Raw genomic sequence first — 20,571 nt, 5'->3', positions numbered from 1 at the left:
CGCCTGCAGGCATTGCGGGTATTTTAGCGAACCACACCGTTATCAGTTGAACCCTGACCTCTGGAGCCTTCCGTGGAGAAACGCAACTGGATCGAGTTGTCCCAGGATGTCGATACCGGGATTGAATCGATCCGCGCCCATTTTCAGGGACATGCCTACGATCCACATTGGCTGGAGCGTGAGTTGCATGCCTACGGACGGCTGCTGGTGTTGTCACTGCTGTTTTTGTTGGTGTCGTTGCCGTGCATGACGTTTTGGGCGTTGCTGGGTGCAGGCAGTGCGCGGCTGTTCGGTTCAGCTCAGGCGTTCAAGCGTATGAACGCGCTGCTGGCGTTTTCGCTGCTGCTCTCGGCGTGGTTGACGATGTTGGTCTAATGCCCGGTCGTCTGGCGATATTGCCTCGGCGTAAACCCCGTCGATGCCTTGAACTGGCGGGTGAATGCGCTGTGATCGGTGTATCCGCACTGCAGCGCAACATCGGTGATTGGCAGGTCGGTATGGAGCAGGCGATGGGCATGTTCCAGCCGAACTTTCTGAATCATCTGTCGGGGCGTCAGATGGAAAACCCGTTTGCAGTAGCGCTCCAGTTGCGCGACTGAAATGCCAGCGATACGGGTCAGTTCGCCCAGCGTGACACGCCGATTGAAATGCCTGCGAATGTGTTCGTCGACAGCCGCCAGTCGCTGGAACGCCGGATGGGTTTCGCTGGCCGATTGCAGGTCCACCGAAATGCCTGCCAAGCCGATGATCTCGCCGTCACGGCTGTACAGCGGTTGCTTGTGGGTCAGGCACCAGCCCGGTTCGCGGCTGCCGTACAGGTGCAGTTCGAGCTGATCCTCAAGCACAAACCCCTCCTCCAGCACTTTGCGATCCTGCTCTGTGTAACCTGGCCCTAGCTGCGCCGGGAACACTTGCGCGCTGGTTTTGCCGAGCAGCGGGCGCAGATCCTTCAAGCCACAACGCTGCACCAGTGTGCGGTTGGCCAGCACGTAACGGGCCTGCACATCCTTGATGAAAATCGCCGCATTGGGGATCACGTCTAGCATTGGCAACAGCAGCGTCGCGCCGGCCAATAGCTCTTCAAGGGTTTGTGGACGGTTGCCGTCACCGCCCGGACTCAGGATCGAAAACGCGTTACGCATCAAATCTCTCTGCCCTGTTCGTGAGTGAGCCAAGTGCCCGCCATACGGCATTTGCGTGCAGATTGCAGCATCGTTCAAATCGTGTCGAGGCCCGCATTTCATCTGCGCCATTGTGCTGATTTCGTCATTGATCCCCGCGCAAAACATCAATCGCAGCCAACGCGATGAGTTCAAAGTCTGGCCCCAGTGACACCACAACTGCCTATCCAATAACTCACAAGAAGGCGATGCCATGTCAGGCCAAGGCAAGTTCAAAAAACAGCTTTCACTGATCGACCTCACATTTATCGGGCTCGGTGCAATTTTCGGTTCGGGCTGGTTGTTCGCAGCCAGCCATGTGTCCGCGATCGCCGGGCCAGCGGGGATTTTCTCCTGGCTGCTGGGCGGCTTCGCGGTGTTGTTGCTGGGCATCGTCTACTGCGAACTGGGCGCGGCGTTACCCCGTGCCGGGGGCGTGGTGCGTTATCCGGTGTACTCGCACGGACCGCTGCTCGGCTACCTGATGGGGTTCATCACTCTGATCGCGTTTTCCAGTCTGGTGGCAATCGAGGTGGTTGCTTCGCGCCAATACGCGGCGGCATGGTTTCCCGGTCTGAGCAAAACCGGCAGCGGTGATCCGACCTTCCTTGGCTGGCTGGTGCAGTTTGGCCTGCTGTGCGTATTTTTCCTGCTCAATTACCGCAGCGTGAAGACCTTCGCCAAGGCCAACAACCTGGTGAGCATCTTCAAATTCATCGTGCCGCTGCTGGTCATCGGTGTGCTGTTCACGTTCTTCAAACCGGAAAACTTTCAGGTGCAGGGTTTTGCGCCGTTCGGCCTGTCGGGTGTGGAGATGGCCGTGTCGGCGGGCGGGATCATTTTCGCTTATCTGGGGCTGACGCCGATCATTTCGGTGGCCAGTGAAGTGAAAAATCCACAACGGACCATTCCGATTGCACTGATTCTTTCTGTGCTGCTGTCGACCCTGATCTATGTGCTGTTGCAAATGGCCTTTCTCGGTGGCATTCCGACCGACCTGCTCGCCAACGGTTGGGCCGGCGTGAGCAAGGAATTCGCCCTGCCGTACCGTGACATCGCCCTGGCATTAGGCGTAGGTTGGCTGGCTTATCTGGTGGTTGCCGACGCTGTGATCTCACCCAGCGGCTGCGGCAACATCTACATGAACGCAACCCCGCGAGTGATCTACGGCTGGGCGCAAACCGGCACGTTCTTCAAGGTGTTCACTCGAATCGATGAGAAGTCCGGCATCCCGCGTCCAGCGCTGTGGCTGACCTTCGCGCTGTCGGTGTTCTGGACCCTGCCGTTTCCGTCTTGGGAAGCGTTGATCAACGTGGTATCCGCCGCCCTGGTGTTGAGCTACGCCGTGGCCCCCGTGTCAGTGGCTGCACTGCGCCGCAACGCGCCGAACATGCCGCGTCCGTTCCGGGTCAAGTGCATGGGCGTGTTGGGGCCGGTGTCGTTCATCATCGCCGCGTTGATCGTCTACTGGTCGGGCTGGAGCACGGTTTCGTGGCTGCTTGGCCTGCAAATTCTGATGTTCGTGGTGTACTTGTTGTGTGGCCGATTCGTGCCAACCGCTCACCTGAATCTGGCACGCCAGGTGCGCTCTAGCGCGTGGCTGATCGCGTTCTACGCCGTGACCATCGTGCTCTCGAAACTCGGCACATTCGGCGGTCTGGGCATCCTCGCCCACCCTTTCGACACCCTCGTCGTGGCCGCTTTTGCAACCGGCATTTATTACTGGGGGGCTGCGACCGGCGTGCCGGCGCATCTGCTGCGCCTTGGGGACGACGATGAAGACAGTGAAATCGTCTCCACCGCAACTCGCGTGAATGCGCAGCCTGCCGGCGCCTACTGAAATCACTCAACGGGACACGTCCATGAAACGAGTACACGTCATCGATTCCCATACCGGCGGTGAACCCACACGTCTGGTGATGAAAGGCTTCCCCGATCTGCCCGGCACCACCATGGCCGAGAAGAGAGATGCTCTGCGTAATCAGCATGACCAGTGGCGGCGTGCCTGCCTGCTGGAACCCCGGGGCAACGACGTGCTGGTGGGTGCCCTGTATTGCGAGCCGGTGTCGGCGGACGCCACCTGTGGGGTGATTTTCTTCAACAACGCCGGCTACCTGGGCATGTGCGGCCACGGCACCATCGGCCTGATCAATTCGTTGCAGCACTTGGGGCAGATCGCCCCGGGTGTGCACAAGATCGACACACCGGTCGGGCTGGTCAGCGCGACATTGCACGAAGACAGCAGCGTGACCCTGGGCAACGTGCCGTCCTGGCGTTATCGCAAACAAGTGTCGGTGCAAGTGCCTGGATATGGCCGCGTGTCTGGCGATATCGCTTATGGCGGCAACTGGTTTTTCCTCGTCTCCGAGCACGGCCAAACGCTGACCATGGACAACGTCGAGCACCTCACGGCGTATACCTGGGCGATGCTCAAGGCCCTTGAAGACCAAGGTATATACGGCGAAAACGGCGCGGTCATCGACCACATCGAACTGTTTGCTGACGACACCCACGCCGACAGCCGCAACTTCGTCATGTGCCCCGGCAAAGCCTACGACCGCTCACCGTGCGGCACCGGCACCAGCGCCAAACTCGCCTGCCTGGCCGCCGACGACAAACTGCAACCGGGCGAACGCTGGGTGCAAGCGAGCATCACCGGCAGCCAGTTCGAAGGTCGCTTCGAATGGGAAGGCGAGCGCGTTCGCCCTTACATCACCGGCCGCGCCTGGATGACCGCCGACAGCACGCTGCTGATCGATGAAAAAGACCCATTTGCGTGGGGCATCTGAGCCTCGCGCTGATTTTTCACCTCAATTTGAACGATGTGCCAAGGAGATAAAACAATGAGCGACAACATCTTCACCGGCTGCATGCCGGCCCTGATGACCCCGTGCACCGCCCAGCGCAAACCGGACTTCGATGCGTTGGTGGCCAAGGGTCGTGAACTGATCGACATCGGCATGAGCGCGGTGGTGTATTGCGGCTCCATGGGCGACTGGCCGCTGCTGACCGAGGCCGAGCGTCAGGAGGGGGTGGCGCGGCTGGTCGCGGCAGGCATCCCGACGATTGTCGGCACCGGTGCGGTCAATACTCGCGAAGCGGTTGCCCATGCGGCCCACGCGGCAAAAGTCGGCGCTCAAGGTTTGATGGTGATTCCTCGCGTGCTGTCCCGCGGTGCTTCGGCCACTGCGCAGAAAGCCCACTTCGCCGCGATTCTCCAAGCCGCTCCCGGGCTGCCGGCGGTGATCTACAACAGCCCTTATTACGGCTTCGCCACCCGCGCCGATCTGTTCTTCGAACTGCGCCGCGAGTATCCAAACCTGATCGGCTTCAAGGAATTCGGCGGTGCCGCCGATTTGCGCTACGCCGCCGAAAACATTACCTCCAAGGATGACGACGTGACCCTCATGGTCGGTGTCGACACGCAAGTGGTCCACGGTTTCGTCAACTGCAACGCGACGGGGGCAATCACTGGTATCGGCAATGCCCTGCCCCGTGAAGTGTTGCAACTGGTGGCGCTGAGCAAGCAAGCGGCCAAGGGTGACGCCAAGGCGCGGCGTCAGGCACGGGAGCTGGAGTCGGCACTGGCGGTGTTGTCCTCCTTCGACGAGGGCTGTGATCTGGTGCTGTATTACAAACACCTGATGGTGCTCAACGGCGACAAGGAATACACCCTGCACTTCAACGAAACCGATGTGCTGAGTGACGCCCAGCGTCGCTATGCGCAGAACCAGTATTCGCTGTTCCGTCAGTGGTACGAAAACTGGTCGGCGGAACAGCGCTTCGCCTGACGCACGCGTTTCTACCTGCCGTGAACCTGTGTAATTCACGGCAGACACCCTTTTTCCACCAGGAATACCCCATGACTCTGACGGGCCATATGTTGATCGGACAAGAAACAGTCGCAGGCAATCGCGAAGCCATTCGAGGGATCAATCCGGCCACCAACGCCGTGCTGGAACCGTCGTATGCAGGTGGCTCGGCCGAGCATGTTGAACAGGCCTGTGCGCTGGCCTGGACCGCACTGGACCTTTATCGCGAGACAACGCTGGATGCCCGCGCCGATTTTCTGGATAGCATTGCCCTGGAAATCGAAGCCCTCGGCGATGAATTGATTGATCGCGCCATGGCCGAAACCGGCCTGCCGCGCCCGCGTTTAATGAGTGAGCGAGGCCGCACCTGTCAGCAACTGCGGATGTTCGCTCGCACTGTACGGGCCGGAGAATGGCTGGATGTACGCGTTGATACCGCACAGCCGCAGCGCCAGCCGCTGCCGCGTCCGGATCTGCGTCAACGTCAGGTGCCGTTGGGACCGGTGGCAGTATTTGGCGCGAGCAATTTCCCCTTGGCCTTTTCGGTTGCTGGCGGTGATACGGCGTCGGCGTTCGCCGCTGGTTGCCCGGTGATCGTCAAGGCTCACGGTGCGCATCCCGGCACCAGTGAACTGGTCGGTCGTGCCGTGGCGCGAGCGGTGAAAGCCTGCGGATTACCCGAAGGGGTATTTTCGTTGTTGTACGGGGCTGGCCGCGAAGTGGGTATAGCGCTGGTCAGCGACCCACGGATCAAAGCCGTTGGTTTCACGGGTTCGCGCAGCGGTGGCCTGGCGTTGATCCAAGCGGCGCAAGCGCGTCCGGAACCCATTCCGGTGTACGCGGAAATGAGTTCGATCAACCCGGTGTTGCTGTTCCCGGAGGCGTTGCGCAATCGCGGGCAAGCGCTGGCCGAAGGGTTTGTCGCGTCGCTGACGCTGGGTGCCGGGCAATTGTGTACCAACCCGGGACTGGTGATCGCCCTTAAGGAGCCTGCGCTGGACACCTTTATTGCAGCCACCGCCGAACGGATTCAGCGCAGTCCGGCACAGACGATGCTCACACCTGGGGTCTTCAACGCGTATGAGTCTGCCGTGAATGCACTGGCCGAGAACCCTGGAACAGATATTGCTGCCATCGGCCAGGTCGGTACCGGCCCGAACCAGTGTCAGGCCCATGTATTCGTCACAGAGGCCGTCGACTTTCTCGCCGATCACCAACTGCAAGCCGAAGCGTTTGGTGCCGCTTCGGTGATCGTGCAATGCGCCAGTTGCATGGAAATCCGCCAGGTCATCGAACATCTGGAAGGTCAACTGACCGCGACGCTGCACCTTGAAGACGAGGATCTGGATCAGGCTCGGGCCTTGTTACCGACGCTGGAACGCAAGGCAGGGCGCCTGCTGGTCAACGGCTGGCCGACCGGCGTTGAAGTCAGTGACGCCATGGTTCACGGTGGGCCTTTCCCGGCCACCTCGGATTCACGCACGACATCGGTTGGCACGGCGGCGATCCTGCGGTTTCTGCGCCCGCTCTGTTATCAGGACTTCCCCGACAGCCTGTTGCCCACGGCACTGAAGCAGGCCAATGCGCTGCAGTTGCGGCGTCTGCTCAATGGACAAAGGGAAGCACAAAGCAATGACGAATAACGTGGCGTACGACATCGCTGTAGTCGGCGCCGGGATTATCGGCGTCGCCTGCGCGCTGCGTCTGGCGCGCCAGGGTTTGCGAGTCGTCGTTGTCGACCAGCAGGCGCCCGGTCACGGCGCATCGTTCGGTAACGCCGGGCACCTGGCAACCGAGCAGGTGTTCCCGATTGCCGATGTGTCGATTCTCAAGCGTTTGCCAGCGATGTTGATGGACCCGATGGGCCCGTTGCGCCTGGACTGGAAATACCTGCCCCGCGCCCTGCCCTGGTTCACGCGGTTGCTGCTGAATCTGCGCGCGGAGCCCTTCCAGAGAACGGTCGCGGGGCTGCGGGCACTCAATGAGAGCAGTCTTGATGCGTGGCATCGCCTGCTGACTGACATCGACCGACCGGAACTGCTCAAGGTCGACGGTTCACTGCTGGTGTTCGAACGCCCCGAGTCGCGACAGCCGATCGATGCGCTTCAGGCGCGCTTGCGGGAGCAGCAAGTGCCCGTCGATTTCTGGCAGGCCGGCGCGATACAAGAAGCTGCGCCGCTACTCAGCACGCAGATTCAGGGCGGCCTGTTCTTCCCGCGCACCGGGCATTTCATTGATCCGTATCGGGTAGTGTGCGAGTTGGTCGAAGCGGCCAAGGCCAGCGGTGTCAGCTTTTTGAAGCAACAGGTGCAAGGCGGGTATGTGCAAGAACACGGTGTTGTGCTGATCACCGGATCGGGCAGTTTAACCGCGAGCCGCGTGCTGATCGCCTGCGGTGCGCATTCGGCAAAACTCACCGCCGCACTCACCGGCAAGAAAGTCCCGTTGGACACCGAACGCGGTTATCACTTGATGCTGCCCGAAGAACAAAACCGGCTGCCCTTCCCCGTCACCTCGCTGGAGCGCAAGTTCATCATGACGCCGATGTCCGATGGCCTGCGGCTGGCGGGCACTGTCGAATTCGCCGGGCTGGAGCGGCCACCGAGCATGGAGCGCGCGTGGCAGTTACACCATTTGAGCAAGGGTGTGTTCCGCAAGGATCTGAGCGCTGCGGCGGCGACGCCGTGGATGGGCTTTCGTCCGTCATTGCCGGATTCGCTGCCAGTGATTGATCAGGTGTGCGAGGGCAAGGTGTTGCTCGCCTTTGGGCATCAGCATCTGGGGCTGACTCAGGCGGCGGTGACGGCGGAAATGATCGTGCGGATGGCGTTGCCGACGATAGAAAGTCGAATCCGCGATTGGCCGGCAATCGAGCCTTATTCGCTTGATCGTTTCTAAAAAAGCCTGCTTTCAGGGCAGGCTTTCAACGGGTCGCGTGCAGTTCATGCGTCGTAGAACGGCTCGACCGCCACGCGGCTTCCAACAAAGAAACTGTCCGCCACCAACCGCAACGGCTGTAGATCCAGATCACTGACCTTGTCGCCAATCAACTGTTGAAAATGCCGATACACCGCGGCGTACTCGCCCTCCTCCGATACGGCGTGGCGCACACCATCAATGCTCAACAGCGCGCCACCATTATCCAGGCGCAGCACACCTTCGGCGCAGCGAACTTCGATGCTCCAGAGCTCATCATGACCATGGTCGAAATCGAACTCGGCGCGCACATCGAGGTGGCACGCATCAGACATTTTGATGGACGCGGCAATCGGCGACTGGCAGTTGCTCGGCACGCGCAGTTCGGCGGATTCGACAAACAACGGCAGAGCCAGCAGGTGAGTCACGATCGACAAGGCATTGATGCCCGGATCGAAGACGCCCAGGCCGCCCGGCTGCCAGATCCAGGTCTGACCGGGGTGCCACTTGCGCACGTCTTCCTTCCAGTCGATCTGCACGCTTTGCAGGGTGCGCGTCGCGAGCCAGTCGCGGGCCGCGGCAATGCCGGGCGCGTAGCGCGAATGCCAGGCAAACAACGCGCTGACGCCTTGTTGCTCGGCCAGAGTCACCAACGCCAACGCCTCACCCAGCGTGGCGCAGGGCGGTTTCTCTACCAGCACATGTTTGCCGGCAGCCAATGCTTGTTGCACTAGAGCAAAACGTCCTTGCGGCGGCGTACAGAACGCAATCGCATCAACCGGCGGGCCGTTCTCGAGCAACTCGCTCAAGGACTGAAAATTTTCTACACCGGGGCAAGGCTTGCCTTGTGTGGCGACTGCCACCAGCTGGAATCCAGGATGGGCGTTGATCGCAGGAACGTGTTGATCCTGCGCAATTTTGCCGTAGCCCACCAGGCCGAGACGGATCGGTTGCATCAATGACTCCACTTTAGTTTTGTTTTAGTCAGCGAACCGGCAGATTACCCGTAAACACCGCGAGCGTCTGTCTGCGCAACGTCACAAAGGCTCACAGGCTCACAGGCTCAGGCAAACATTGCACAGCAATGCACTACCGCGAAGGCATGATCGACACCTACAACTTTCCGACGCCGGATGCGCCGATCTAGACGCCTGACCCATTGCCAGTGCGGCCTAACGCAGAGCGGGCACGCCATGAACCTTGTCGCCGGAATTTGACACGTAACGCATTGCTCGCCAGAGTCGCACCCCTTTTGCGGCCATAGACGCCGCAGGTTTGTGCTGAACAGGGGTTGCCGTTGAACGAACAGACATTGTCCGCGCGCCTGGAGCGCGTGGCCGCGCATGTGCCCGCCGGCGCACGGCTGGCCGATATTGGCTCGGATCACGGCTATCTGCCGGTGGCGCTGATGCGCCGAGGCGTGCTTGAGGCGGCGGTTGCCGGTGAGGTGGCGTTGACGCCCTTTCACTCGGCCGAACGCACCGTACGCGAAAACGATCTACAGCAACACATCACCGTGCGCCTGGCCAATGGGCTGGCGGCGATCGGACTGGAAGACGGGATCACCGCCATCACTATCTGCGGCATGGGTGGCGAAACCATCCGCGATATTCTCGAGAGCGGCAAGTCACGCTTAAGCGGCGCGGAACGCCTGATCCTGCAACCCAACGGCGGCGAGCAGCCACTGCGCCAGTGGCTGATGAACAATGGCTACCGCATCCTCAGCGAGGAAGTGCTGCACGAGAATCGCTTCGACTACGAAATCATCGTTGCCGAACGCGCCGAGACAGTGGCGTACACCGATCAAGAGCTTTACTTCGGCCCTCTACAGATGCAGGCTCGCAGCCCGGCGTTCCTGATCAAGTGGCAACGCAAGCTGCATCAGAAGCAAAAGACGCTGACTCAATTTGCACGTGCGCAGCAGGCTTTGCCCGAAGCGAAAGTGCAAGAGGTTAAGCAGCAGGCTCAATGGATTGCCGAACTATTAGCGTGATGCGCGTAGGCAGTTTCAGGGACACTCTGCACAGTCCATGACATGAAAAACGCTCGCGATCTGCGAGCGTCCTTCCAAGCTGTAGAATCACATCAGCCGAGATTACAGACCGACACGCTTCAATCCTTCGCGCATGCCCTGATCAGCCTGCTCACACCATTGCTTGAGAGTGAGGTTCGGCGGCAGATTGCTTTCCAGGTTCTTGTATTCCCCGTTAGCCAACACTTCGCCCTTACGACCAGACTGTTCGTTCTTGTCGCCGTCATGTTTGTCAAAATCACCAGGCATATTGTCAACAAAGACAACCATCTTGTTGGCGCTCTCAACGCTGTCTGCTTTCAGGAACCCTTTGTCGACACAATTTTTGACCAGGCCTGACATATTGCGGCCAATGTCGTATATCCCTTTCAGAGTGGCAGCATCTTTTCCATCCGCGTGAGCGATATTGCAGGTGCCAAAAACTGCTGCCATGGCGAGAATCAAAGAAGCGATCTTCATATTTATTCCTTTAAATTTCAGAGAGCATTGAGCTCTGTTTAGCTTAATTTTTTTTACTGGAACAACTTGATAATGGATTCGGAATACAAATCCGGTACATTTTTTACTGATTTGAGTATGTTTTGACGGACAGTCTGACCTTTCACACTTGGGTCTTGTGCCACATATTCCGGGGGGAAAGCCGGTGCATCTTTATCGGCGCCGGCAGCCAGCAAAGCATTTGTGCAATCCGGGTTGCTACGAATTGCACTTTCCAGCAATGGAGTGCCAACAGGCCATGCCTGCTGTTGAGGTGCAAAGGCATCAACGGAAGTGCCAGCCTTGTGCAGCAGGGCAATCCGCTGTGCAGCTTGCGGATCAGGTTGATCGTTCAAAGCATAGGCTCGCACGCAAACGTAATGCAAAGGTGTAGAGCCCACCTTGCTGACCCCATAGGGATCAGTACCAGCAGCGATCAACAGCTTGATCAATTCCAGATTGTTCGCACCTTTGCCGATCAATGGAGAAAACCCCTGAGGCGTCAGCATCCGGGGGTCTGCACCTGCCTGCAGCAGTAACTTTGTCACTTCGACCGACGATGGGTTTTCTATGCCCACGGCTGCAATAAGTGGCGTATTGGTTCCGCCTTGAGCAATCACATTGGTGTCGGCACCCGCTTTGATCAGGCTCCGCACAATGGGCATTGAGTCCTTCATGTCTTCTGGATCCCCCATATGTCCCAATATGGATAACAGTATTGTTTCACCGTTATCGCTGATTGGTTGATTGACATCGACAGGAAACTCGAGAAGCCGATCAACCAGCACTGGGCTCCTGTAATAAGCTGCATGCCATAGAATAAGCGCGTCAGGCTTTGCGCCGCCCTTGAGCAACTTATTTACGGCATCAAGGTCTTTTTGCTCCTTTGAATAGGCGTATTGAAGTACGGCGGCATCCAATTGTTTATACAGGTCTGCTGGCTGCGCTTGCGCTACGCTCGTACCAGAAAAACATACACCTGCGACAACACATGCGGCCCACAGGCGGTTAAAAGTACAACTCATACTCAGCATATAAAACTCACGACTTGATGGTTAGTATTAATATTCAGGCAATGCAGTAGAACGACTTCATTCATTCTTCAAGCATCCTCAAACAGGCGACAGGAACCCGCGCCATGCATAAAGGCAATCGATGCACAAAATATGGATTCAGCTAATCACGGCCCCTTTCGGCCCACTGGCAATCAGCGCAGCACCGCAGGCGGTTTTCATGCCATCGAGCGCGATCGGCGTGCCATCGACGGTGTAGGTACTGCTGCCCTCGGCAATCGGGAAAATCCCCTTACACAATGGGCAACTAACCTTGTGACCGAGCCCGGCAATCGGCTTGCCGTTGAGGTCAGTCTGGGAGAAAGCTTCGAGGACCTTGCCACCGTGAGTGGTAGAGTCGCCCAAGCGAATGGCGTCTTTCATGTTGTCACTCCTTTGACCTACGGGATGGCTGCAATATCTATCTGTAACGAACAGCCACCCCAGTAGTATTTAACCCATTCGATAGCTGGCAGCACATTCTACGGCCAACACATTTCAGCGCTCTAGCGCACGCCTCATCAGCCTGCTTAGACCAGGTCAAGCAAACTCGCGGCGCAGCGAAGGCTAGCCGTCATGGTGGTTTTCAAACCGTTCGACTAACCTAGCTGGAGAAAAAACCCACCGCACCCGGCTCCTTTTTTTCCTGAGAATTCATCATCCAGGAAAAGATAACCCATACCATCTGAAAGTATGCCTTTGTTATTGGGGAGAGAAACATCTAAATCCCCACCATAAATAGACACCCGTCTGCGTCCGATACTTGATGATATGGGTGCCTGCAACCAAGCATCTATACCATCAAGTTTAGACGCCAAATTTTCATCATCATCAGAGTCCGGACTTGACAAAAGCAGCACTCTTCCGCAATCCAGTATTTTATTCGATGCTTCATTCCGCTCTTCGCTTGAACGGATATATCCCATAACAACAGCTTCGGATACTCCACTGAGAGCTCTTAGCTTTCTGTAATGTCCTACATCTCCCGGCAGGTACGGTATAAATACCGAGATCCAATAATTTTCGTCCACTAGCGCATCTGAAAACCATGCGCCAGGAAAAGAGATCAAATGTGTAAGTGGCAGTCCATCCGTCGATTGAGGCCAAACTACATCACTCGGCAGATAGACCCCTCCGCCTGTATATGCATCAGCTTTCGTAGGCAACTCTTGGGTAAAAACCAATTCATTAAACATCTGCATCTCTCCGCTAATTTATTGATTACAGCAGCAGTTAAGCGAATTTACATATTGACCAGAGCGCTTGCGCAAACGTCTGGCCTGCGAAGCTGATATTCCGGACTGACGGATGGCTCCTTGCCAAACGTCCATTTGCCGTTTAGAGGGTTTACCCGTCGCTGGGTCAAAATCAAACTCATTAACGCCTAGGCCTAGATGAGTGCGCGCCAGAGCGGTTTCGTTGGAGTGAATCGCATCATGTCTTGTGGGGTCAACGGCAATCGACGGATTCGCTTTATTGCGACGTCTTTTATTCGCACATCCCATCTGAACCAGAGATTCATGCCTGACGAGCTCGTGAACCTCCAACTGATCACCTACGTTGCTGCCGCCATTCATACTACCGTAAGTACCTAACTGCCCATCCGCAGCGAGGCCTAGTGGATCCGTCCATATGACTGGGTTGGACGCATACTGGTAAAAGTTCGTCCCGCCGCCGAAACTAATCGGATCCCTGCTTACAAACCGACCGACCTGCGGATCATAGTACCGATAGCGATTGTAGTGCAGCCCCGTCTCATGATCATGATACTGCCCCTGGAACCTGATCGGGTTCACAATGCCATGCTGCCGCGCCCACTCCGAACGCTGCTCCGTTACCTGCCCCCACGCCTTGTATTGAGCCGCCCAGGCCATATTGCCATGTTGATCGGTCAGCTCCTGTGGAGTGCCTAGGTGATCGCACTGGTACCAGGCCAACGCATCAAATGGTAGTGCTATGACCTTGTGACTCCACAGTGGGTCATTATCAATATTGTACTCATCGCTGTAATCCGGCTGTCTCATCAGATTAATGGGCGCGTGACGCACAGCCTGTGCCACAGGAACGAAGGTGCCTGGTTCGAAGATGTAGTGAACAGTGCGCCCTGGCTCTCCATCGGCCTGCGCGGGACTACTTTCCCACGCAAAGTTGTCGCCATCCCAACCGTAGAGCGTGAAGCCGCAGCCTAGCTCGCGCTGCTTGCGTGCGTGTTCGTTGCGGTTCCACAGGGAGCCGGCTTCCGGGCGCTGTTTGTAGTGAGCGCGAGAGTTTTTGTGCAGGCGTCGCCCCAGCGCGTCGTATGCGTAATCGACCGCGAGGTGTGGATCTTCGAAATACACCAGTCGATCAAACAAGTCCCAACGCATATCGCTACGTTGACCGTTGTGCCAGCGCTGGATCTGGTTGCCGCGTTCGTCATAGTCGTAGTGAGTGCCGGCATACTCACGGAGCAGGTTATCGACCAGTTTGCTGCGCGGTGGTGCAAGCTCCAGCGGGCGGCGAACTTCTGTTGCTTTGTCGTCGAGCAGGTTGCCCGCCGGGTCGAAGGCGAAGGTTTCCACCCCTTGACGTGTCACCGCGCTGAGCAGTCGGCCGACGGGATCGTAGCGATACGCGAGCGGGCCGCGATGGCTGTCGTTGATGTCGGTCAGTTGGCCGGCAGCATCGTATTTGTACTCGCGCTTCACCAGTGTCGATTTGTCATCGCTGCGCCCTAATAACTGCTCCTGCAAGCGTCCAGCCGGATCCCAGCTTTGGGTTTGCATCAGATGATTGCCTTGATGACGGGCAACTTCGCGGTGCAAATCGTCACGTTCGAAGCCGATCAGTTCATGCTCGTCCAGACGCATGCCCAGCAAGTGACCACTGCCGTAGGTGAGCCAACTGACACGATGGCCGTCTGGGCGCACCGTGGCGACACGCTGGTTAAGCACATCGTATTCATGCTGCCAGACTGCGACCGTAGGTTTTTCCAGGCTGAGGTAATGTTGGTGTTCGCGCAGCAGGTTGCCGGCCAGGTCATGAAACCATTGCAGGCGGCTGTCAGCATTGTTGGCCATGACCAGATTGCCGTTGCCGTCATAGGCGAAGGTCTCGCTTTGTGACTGGTCGCCCAAGGTGGCACGGCGCTCAACCAACCGCCCCATTGAATCGTAGTTCAACGAGATCGTGCGGCCACCGGCGACAGAATGGGCCAGACGTCCAGTATCAGGATCGTACTGATAGCTCGTAAACTGACCGTCAAAGCCGGTTTCCTCGAGCAGGCGACCGACCGGGTCATAGTGGAAGTGCGCGCGTTGGCCATTCTCGTTTTCCATAGCCTGCAATCGGCCCAGCCGATCCCAGCGATAACGTAGCGTCTGCTCGGCCGCATCCACACGCTCGGCAATAAGACCTGCAGCGGTATAGCTCCAAGTGGTGCAGCGATCCAGACCGTCGACATGGGCCAACAACCGACCTTCAGCGTCGCGCTCAAAGTGTTCCTCGGTCGTATCTGGGTGCTTGATCAGCGCCAGTTGCCCAGCTTTGTATTCGTACTCGGTGGCGTTCCCAGCGGCGTCGGTGAAGCAGATCATCTGCCCCCGTTTGTCGTACTCCCAAGCACTGGTTTTGCCCGAACAATCGACGTACTCCACCAGTTGGCCGGCATCGTTGTAGTCCAACGTCTTTTCATTGCCGTTGGCGTCCTTGATCGCCGTGAGTTGGCCGGACTTGTTGTATGCGTATTCGGTTTTGTTGCCAAGCGGATCGAGCGCTTCAACCAGATTACCTTGATCGTCATGCGCGCGTTGCCATTGCCCTCCCTCAGCATCACTGATCTTGATCAGCAAGTCCTGATCATCGTAAGCAAAATGCGTAACGCTTCCATCAGGTCGAATATGCTCAAGCATGTTTCCGCGCTCGTCATAACCAAAGCGCGCGACACTCCCATCTGTTCGGACGTGACGAACAATGTTCTTCGCGCCATCGCGAAACAGCCATTCAGAACGCTCATCCGCGTAGCGAATTCGGTAGGTGTAGCCAAGGATGTCGTAGTAGTGCCAGGTCTCGTTGCCAAGCGCGTCGGTGACGAAGGTCAGACGAATGTTTTCGTCCCACTCCAGACGTGTGTCGAAGCTGCCGTCATCGGCCCATTCGCGCACGGCTTTGGCCTTGGCGCCTTGGCCGTCCCACTCCAGATTCATGCCGCGCCCGGTGCGGTCGGTGTAGCGGGTGATCAGGTGATGCTCAAACTGATACGACCAGACTGCGCCATTCTCGTCCTGCGCCTGAATCAGGTCGCCATAGGTGTCGTACTGGTAAGCACAGAGTTGTCGCAGTGGGGCACCGTCAATGATTTGCCAAAGGCCTATCAGTCGGCCGTGATCGTCGATCATCGTGCCGAGGTGCAGGTGCACCTTGCTGATGTCGTTTTCCTGGTAGGTAATCAGGTCGGAGAGCAACGATTGTTCACCATGGCGATGCTCGTAATGCAGCATGATCCCGGCGCCGTTGCGCAGCGAAATATTGGTCAGCACAAAGCGCTGGCCATGGCGGACGTAGCTTTCCTTGCGTTCGAAGCCACGGCACAGCAGCAACTGGTCTTCGCCACTGCGAACCAGTGTGATGTTTTCGATGGCGTCGTAGTGAAACAGACCGAGTTTGGGCAGCGGATAGTTGTGGTCACGGCCATCGGAGCCGTAGAACGTCAAGCCATCGTCCACGCAGTCAAACCGAGTGGTGAATTCGGTGATCCAGCGGGCGCCCATTTCGCTCTGATCGTAGGCGTCGAGGCGCGAGTTATAGGTGCGCGTCCACTCGACCAGGAATGGGCCCGGCAAGCTGAAATCGCTATGGCTGAGGCTTTCTGAACCCAAAGCAAAATTGATGCTGTGGCAGGTGCTGGTACAAGTGGCATTTTTCTTTGGATCGGCCGCATGCGTCGCTGGAGCTTGATGGCTAGTTGCACCCAGCTCACCTTCCGAGGCCGTTCGCTTGGCCTGACTGGTCTTGTCAGGCTTGACTCCGGCGCTCTGTCCATGAGCATTGCGCTTACGCCAAAGAGTGACTGCACTGGACAAAATCAGCAGCAACCAGCCAATCGAGTTCTGAACCGATTCGTCGTCCAACTTGCTCAACTGGGTACGCAGTTCCGGTCCCATGGCGCGCAGTTTTGCGGTCTCGGTAGCAACCTGTTTTTTGATCTCGTCGGGTAGCAGATGATCGGCAGCGCTGTTGGCCAGCCCCTTGCCAGCCGCTTTATAAGCACTCGCGGTAGCCCCGAAAATGTTGCCAATTGCCGCGAGAGGGTCGCTCAGTAACTGATCCCCCGCAGCGCTGATTTGTTGACTGGCGGCCTGGACGTCCCCCTTGGCGTCGAGCTTACCGTTAGCAACGGTTTCGAGACCTTTGGCGATCTCGTTAATAACGTCTTCGCCCAGCTTGCCAGCGTCCGCGAGAATCCCGGGCAACTTGCCTTTGGCCTGTTCAACAAAGTCGTCGAGGGTGCCGATGATAGAGGCGTTCAGGTGCCCGACCAGCACCTCGATCACAGATGCACTGAGCAGCATCTTGCTGCTGGCCTTCATCTCCTGACGCACCAGAAACAGTGTTGGGCGCAACGTCATACGGGCTGCCGCCATCGCCGGTGGCAGCGGCAAAACACCGATCAGGTTGATGCCCAGACTGGCCCACGCCAGCAGGTCGCGCTTCTGGGCATTCGACAGGGTGACGATGTCACCCAGCGCATCGACCAACGCCATGATGTTGCCCACCACGGGTAATGCGCCGCCGACGTTCTTGATTCGATCAAGAGTGACCACGCCGCCACTGGCGGATTGAAGCCAGGCGTCGAAGGTTGCCGCACCGCTGGCAACATCCTGAATGTCGATGGCATTCAGGGGAACGATGGCAACTTGAGGTTCACGTTTTACAACAGCATTTTCAGTGGTCATGACAGCATCTCACCCGCCAACATGCCCGGGGTTTTCAAGGAAGGTTTTGGCAGCGTTGGTGCGGGAAGCGTCGGCAATCGGCCGCCCTTGCTCGCGGCGCCGAGGATGCTCGACGCACTCGGCATGGCGGCACTCGCCAGTTTCGGCAATCCAGCCACTCCGCCCTGCACGGCGCCTTTGACCTGCTGCGCCGTTTGCATTGCGCCCTGCGCGGTCTGCATCGCATTCATCCCTGTTTGCACCATGTCCTTGCCCTTCTCCAACATGTCCCAGCTCTTGCTCGGCAACACCTGTGCGACCATCGCCTGCACTTGGCTCGGCACGTCTTCGGCCCCCGGCGGATTCAACGGCCATTCCGGCTTACCGATGTAACTGCCATCGCTCCAGGTGTCCGCCGGATCCTTACCGAACAGCACGCGCGCCGGTCCCGGCGCAGCGCCGGCGACACTGGCAAAACCTTTGCCATCGAGCTTGCCCTTGATACTTTTGCCCAAGGCGTCGATGACTTCGTAATCACCTTCCTTGATGCCCTGGCGCCCGGCGTACTGGTTGAACAATTCGAGGTTGCCCTTGCCCGGTTTCGGCGGTTCCGGGAATACCCCGGCCAGACTTTTCGCACCGGTGTAGGCAAAGTTCGCCGCATGGGCCGTGTACGGGCCGCTGGTAGCGTGAGTAATGCCACCAGCGTTGTAAGTCGTGGCACTGCCACCACCCTGGATCACCAATTCAGTCTTGGCGGTAATGGTGATGCGGTCGGCATTGGCGGTGATGTTGAGTTTGGCCAGCAGGTTGATGCTGTCCTTGAGCGCCCGTACGTCGATGTCGCCGGACGCCGCCACCAGACGCCAACCCATGCTTTGCACGAACAGGCGCATGCCGCGACTGGCACTGGCCAGCAGGCGTTTGCCGATGGAGAGACTGGTGTGGCCGGTGCTGCTCAATGCCAGGTGTTCGCCAGTGGCGATGTGGCTGGAGCGCGGCGTGGTTAACGCAATGCCGGCGGGACTGGCCAGTACCAGATGCGGTTCAGTGAATTCCGGGAACTCATTGGCGGTCATGTTCGCCGGGCCACTGCCGAGCACGCCTTGATGCTGGGCGTGCAAGGCTTTGGCCACGTCGTCCTGATCGCCCGCTTCCTGCGCTTGCAACTCCTTGGCCTGCACCGCAAAGCCGTCCTGCTGATCGCTCGCGGTGGCGAGGCGCTCGGCGGTTTCCGGCAGATCCTTGTGATGTTTCGACTCGTTCGGGCGCGGCTCGGTGGTGATCAGCAAACCGGCACCGGCACGCACCGCGCCATGGCGGTCGGTGCGCAATTCGAACCCTTCGCCACGCGGCTGGCCGCCGCTTGGGCGTGGATGTGTCAGGTAGCCGAGGTTGATCGCACTCGCACCGTGGTCACTGCGCAGCGCGATGCTGATCTCGCTGGTGGTGTCGTCGATGCGCAGTTCGTTGGCGCGGCTGCCCTTGTATTCCTTGCTCTTGACCGTGGCCAGAGTCTTGAAATCCGGCAGTTTGTAAGGCGGCAGATTAGCGCCGTGGTACAGGCAACCGGTGATCAGCGGCTGATCGGGATCGCCTTCAAGGAAGGTGATCAACACCTCCATGCCGACTCGCGGAATGTTGATCGAGCCAAAGGTTTCCGCTGCCCAACTCGACGCGACACGCATCCAGCAACTGGTCATGTCGTCGTGTTTGCCTTCGCGATCCCAGAAGAACTGCACCTTCACCCGGCCGTACTGATCGCAGTAGATCTCTTCGCCTTCAGGGCCGCAGACCACGGCACTCTGGGTGCCGAGGACTTTCGGTTTCGGGTGATCAAGCGGCGGACGGTAAGGCACGTCCCACGGGATCGCGCTGAAGCGGTTGCGGTAGCCCTGGTGGAAATCGTCCTTGTTGTCCGTGGTGTCGCTGGTCACCGACTCTTCCAGCACTTGCGGCTGCTTGCCTTCGTGGAAGATTTCAGTGAGCAGCCACAGGTCGTTCCACGTCGGGTTGGCGTGTTCGGTCAGGGCGAGGAAATGCCCGCTGACCAGGATAGGCTGATCGCTGTTGCCTTCGGCGAGTCGATAGTCGCTGCGATGACGCTCCAGCGCGCGATTGGCCAAATGTTTGCCGCGGTCACGGTCAACGAATCGGCCCGGGTAATCGTAATCTTCCAAGTCTGGCTGGGCACTGCTTTTGGCGTCGCTTTCCAGCTCAATCCTCGGTTTGACGAAATCGTAATCGCGCCGCGTGGTGCGGCTGGTGCGGGTAGCCAGACGCAGGCCGAAACGCTTGACCACCGGTTTGTCGGCGACCAGTCCGGAGTCCTGCTGATAAGCCACAGGCGCGAGTTTCGGGAACACCGTCTGGTCATCGCCGAAGGTCAGTTTGTGGCCGCTGGCGGCGTGCTGGAAGTGGTAGTGAATACCTTCTTCCTCGCACAGGCGCTGGATGAAATCGAGATCCGATTCGTCGTACTGCACGCAGTAGATGCGCTCGGGGTAAATCGCGCTGAGCTGGAAGTGGTAATCGCTGGCGAGAATGCCGTGCTCTTCCAACACCTGGCTGATGATCTGCTGCACGGTCATCTGCTGGAAAATGCGCTGATTGACCCGGTGCGCGAGGTACGCCAGTTGCGGGCGCAGGGAGATCTTGTAGCGCGTCAGGCGCTTGCCCGCCTCGCCCTGGGCGATGCTGTAGACCAGCCCGTGAATGCCGGTACCGGTCGGCGACAGCTGAAGAAACGCCAGTTTATGCAGCACGCTTTCGAGGTTGATCGCAGCCTTTTCGCTGACCAGTTCCAGCTCGAATTCGAAGGGGGTGTTAAGTGCCTCCCGGCCGGTAAACGACAAGACCTGGAAATCGGTTTCCACGCCATCGACGGTCAGGTTGAAATGAGGCTGGTTGGCCGGTGAGAACATCCCATGTTCCTCGCACAATGCTGCGACGCGCAACAGCCGGTTGGTGGGCTATTGGCGAAAAATTCTTTAAGTAGTGAGTGTGCCTCGACCGGCGAAACCGGCCGAGACGGTACAACCATCAGCCGTAATTAAACGACTGGAGCACGCCAGTCATCGGACCCCGAAGTACCGGATACTTCGTGGGTCCAGGTGATTTTGCGGTAGGTGAACTGCACTTCTTCCAGGTGGGTGAAGTGCGAGTTGCCTGGATCCTGGCAGTTGTGCATTTTGTTGTTGATGGCGACGA

The 20,571-nt window shown here is 58.3% G+C and carries 14 protein-coding genes and 3 pseudogenes; 8 read left to right on the top strand and 9 right to left on the bottom strand.

All coding sequences use genetic code 11. The annotated features are described in order from the left end of the window. Positions 1-72 precede the first annotated feature (72 nt). Both AACY11_RS24765 and AACY11_RS24760 read left to right on the top strand, forming a co-directional pair. Positions 73-171, top strand: a pseudogene (locus AACY11_RS24765) (AraC family transcriptional regulator); the annotation flags it as partial. Between the two features lie 27 nt (positions 172-198). After that, positions 199-375, top strand: a pseudogene (locus AACY11_RS24760) (LysE family translocator); the annotation flags it as partial. On the opposite strand, the gene AACY11_RS24755 reads toward AACY11_RS24760, so the two are convergent. Beyond that, complete coding sequence (locus tag AACY11_RS24755; RefSeq protein ID WP_339434007.1) at positions 372-1,142, bottom strand: AraC family transcriptional regulator; 771 nt, start codon at positions 1,140-1,142, stop codon at positions 372-374. The pseudogene AACY11_RS24760 and the gene AACY11_RS24755 sit on opposite strands and share 4 nt — an antisense overlap. Before the next feature lie 232 nt (positions 1,143-1,374). On the opposite strand from AACY11_RS24755, the gene AACY11_RS24750 reads away from it, so the two are divergent. From AACY11_RS24750 to AACY11_RS24730, 5 genes are all read left to right on the top strand, one after another. Next, the gene (locus AACY11_RS24750; protein ID WP_339495940.1) at positions 1,375-3,000 is read left to right on the top strand and encodes an APC family permease; all 1,626 of its coding nucleotides are present in this window, start codon (positions 1,375-1,377) and stop codon (positions 2,998-3,000) included. Positions 3,001-3,022: 22 nt separating this feature from the next. Continuing rightward, positions 3,023-3,949 (top strand): 4-hydroxyproline epimerase, encoded by a 927-nt coding sequence (locus tag AACY11_RS24745; RefSeq protein WP_339466075.1) that lies wholly within the window; start codon positions 3,023-3,025, stop codon positions 3,947-3,949. A gap of 54 nt (positions 3,950-4,003) precedes the next feature. Next, positions 4,004-4,951 (top strand): dihydrodipicolinate synthase family protein, encoded by a 948-nt coding sequence (locus AACY11_RS24740; protein ID WP_339434004.1) that lies wholly within the window; start codon positions 4,004-4,006, stop codon positions 4,949-4,951. A 71-nt stretch (positions 4,952-5,022) separates the two neighbouring features. After that, positions 5,023-6,615, top strand: a complete 1,593-nt coding sequence (locus AACY11_RS24735) for an aldehyde dehydrogenase (NADP(+)) (RefSeq protein WP_339434003.1) — start codon at positions 5,023-5,025, stop codon at positions 6,613-6,615. After that, complete coding sequence (locus tag AACY11_RS24730) at positions 6,605-7,870, top strand: NAD(P)/FAD-dependent oxidoreductase (RefSeq protein ID WP_339495939.1); 1,266 nt, start codon at positions 6,605-6,607, stop codon at positions 7,868-7,870. Before AACY11_RS24735 ends, AACY11_RS24730 begins: the two co-directional genes overlap by 11 nt. A gap of 44 nt (positions 7,871-7,914) precedes the next feature. Here the strand turns inward: AACY11_RS24730 and AACY11_RS24725 are convergent, their stop codons facing one another. Next, complete coding sequence (locus tag AACY11_RS24725) at positions 7,915-8,844, bottom strand: Gfo/Idh/MocA family protein (protein WP_339434001.1); 930 nt, start codon at positions 8,842-8,844, stop codon at positions 7,915-7,917. Positions 8,845-9,185: 341 nt separating this feature from the next. Between AACY11_RS24725 and AACY11_RS24720 the strand changes: the two genes are divergently transcribed. Next, positions 9,186-9,881 (top strand): tRNA (adenine(22)-N(1))-methyltransferase, encoded by a 696-nt coding sequence (locus AACY11_RS24720; protein WP_339434000.1) that lies wholly within the window; start codon positions 9,186-9,188, stop codon positions 9,879-9,881. 102 nt (positions 9,882-9,983) lie between these two features. On the opposite strand, the gene AACY11_RS24715 is transcribed toward AACY11_RS24720, so the two are convergent. The 7 genes and pseudogenes from AACY11_RS24715 to AACY11_RS24685 all read right to left on the bottom strand — a co-directional run. Next, positions 9,984-10,379, bottom strand: coding sequence for a hypothetical protein (locus tag AACY11_RS24715; protein ID WP_339433999.1), 396 nt, complete (start codon positions 10,377-10,379; stop codon positions 9,984-9,986). 53 nt (positions 10,380-10,432) lie between these two features. Then, on the bottom strand, positions 10,433-11,431 hold the full coding sequence (locus AACY11_RS24710) for an ankyrin repeat domain-containing protein (RefSeq protein ID WP_339495938.1): 999 nt from the start codon (positions 11,429-11,431) through the stop codon (positions 10,433-10,435). A gap of 138 nt (positions 11,432-11,569) precedes the next feature. Next, entirely contained in the window at positions 11,570-11,833 is a 264-nt protein-coding gene (locus AACY11_RS24705; protein WP_339433997.1) for a PAAR domain-containing protein, read from the bottom strand. Between the two features lie 215 nt (positions 11,834-12,048). After that, complete coding sequence (locus tag AACY11_RS24700; RefSeq protein ID WP_339495937.1) at positions 12,049-12,645, bottom strand: hypothetical protein; 597 nt, start codon at positions 12,643-12,645, stop codon at positions 12,049-12,051. Between the two features lie 18 nt (positions 12,646-12,663). Next, entirely contained in the window at positions 12,664-17,382 is a 4,719-nt protein-coding gene (locus AACY11_RS24695) for an RHS repeat-associated core domain-containing protein (protein ID WP_339495936.1), read from the bottom strand. Then, on the bottom strand, positions 17,379-20,285 hold the full coding sequence (locus tag AACY11_RS24690) for a type VI secretion system Vgr family protein (RefSeq protein ID WP_339495935.1): 2,907 nt from the start codon (positions 20,283-20,285) through the stop codon (positions 17,379-17,381). The genes AACY11_RS24695 and AACY11_RS24690 overlap by 4 nt, the downstream gene beginning before the upstream one ends. A gap of 128 nt (positions 20,286-20,413) precedes the next feature. After that, positions 20,414-20,571: pseudogene (locus AACY11_RS24685) on the bottom strand (Hcp family type VI secretion system effector); the annotation flags it as partial.

This window comes from Pseudomonas sp. RA_105y_Pfl2_P56, assembly GCF_963970845.1.
Taxonomy (GTDB): domain Bacteria; phylum Pseudomonadota; class Gammaproteobacteria; order Pseudomonadales; family Pseudomonadaceae; genus Aquipseudomonas; species Aquipseudomonas baetica_A.
Note: the sequence above shows the minus strand (reverse complement) of the source record. Positions and strands in the feature narration are given on the sequence as shown.

What these genes read in the sequence shown, in the direction of transcription:
- AACY11_RS24755 (WP_339434007.1), bottom strand. Translation starts at nt 1,142, where the DNA reads ATGCGTAACGCGTTTTCGATCCTGAGTCCGGGCGGTGACGGCAACCGT.
- AACY11_RS24750 (WP_339495940.1), top strand. Translation starts at nt 1,375, where the DNA reads ATGTCAGGCCAAGGCAAGTTCAAAAAACAGCTTTCACTGATCGACCTC.
- AACY11_RS24745 (WP_339466075.1), top strand. Translation starts at nt 3,023, where the DNA reads ATGAAACGAGTACACGTCATCGATTCCCATACCGGCGGTGAACCCACA.
- AACY11_RS24740 (WP_339434004.1), top strand. Translation starts at nt 4,004, where the DNA reads ATGAGCGACAACATCTTCACCGGCTGCATGCCGGCCCTGATGACCCCG.
- AACY11_RS24735 (WP_339434003.1), top strand. Translation starts at nt 5,023, where the DNA reads ATGACTCTGACGGGCCATATGTTGATCGGACAAGAAACAGTCGCAGGC.
- AACY11_RS24730 (WP_339495939.1), top strand. Translation starts at nt 6,605, where the DNA reads ATGACGAATAACGTGGCGTACGACATCGCTGTAGTCGGCGCCGGGATT.
- AACY11_RS24725 (WP_339434001.1), bottom strand. Translation starts at nt 8,844, where the DNA reads ATGCAACCGATCCGTCTCGGCCTGGTGGGCTACGGCAAAATTGCGCAG.
- AACY11_RS24715 (WP_339433999.1), bottom strand. Translation starts at nt 10,379, where the DNA reads ATGAAGATCGCTTCTTTGATTCTCGCCATGGCAGCAGTTTTTGGCACC.
- AACY11_RS24710 (WP_339495938.1), bottom strand. Translation starts at nt 11,431, where the DNA reads ATGCTGAGTATGAGTTGTACTTTTAACCGCCTGTGGGCCGCATGTGTT.
- AACY11_RS24705 (WP_339433997.1), bottom strand. Translation starts at nt 11,833, where the DNA reads ATGAAAGACGCCATTCGCTTGGGCGACTCTACCACTCACGGTGGCAAG.
- AACY11_RS24700 (WP_339495937.1), bottom strand. Translation starts at nt 12,645, where the DNA reads ATGTTTAATGAATTGGTTTTTACCCAAGAGTTGCCTACGAAAGCTGAT.
- AACY11_RS24695 (WP_339495936.1), bottom strand. Translation starts at nt 17,382, where the DNA reads ATGACCACTGAAAATGCTGTTGTAAAACGTGAACCTCAAGTTGCCATC.
- AACY11_RS24690 (WP_339495935.1), bottom strand. Translation starts at nt 20,285, where the DNA reads ATGTTCTCACCGGCCAACCAGCCTCATTTCAACCTGACCGTCGATGGC.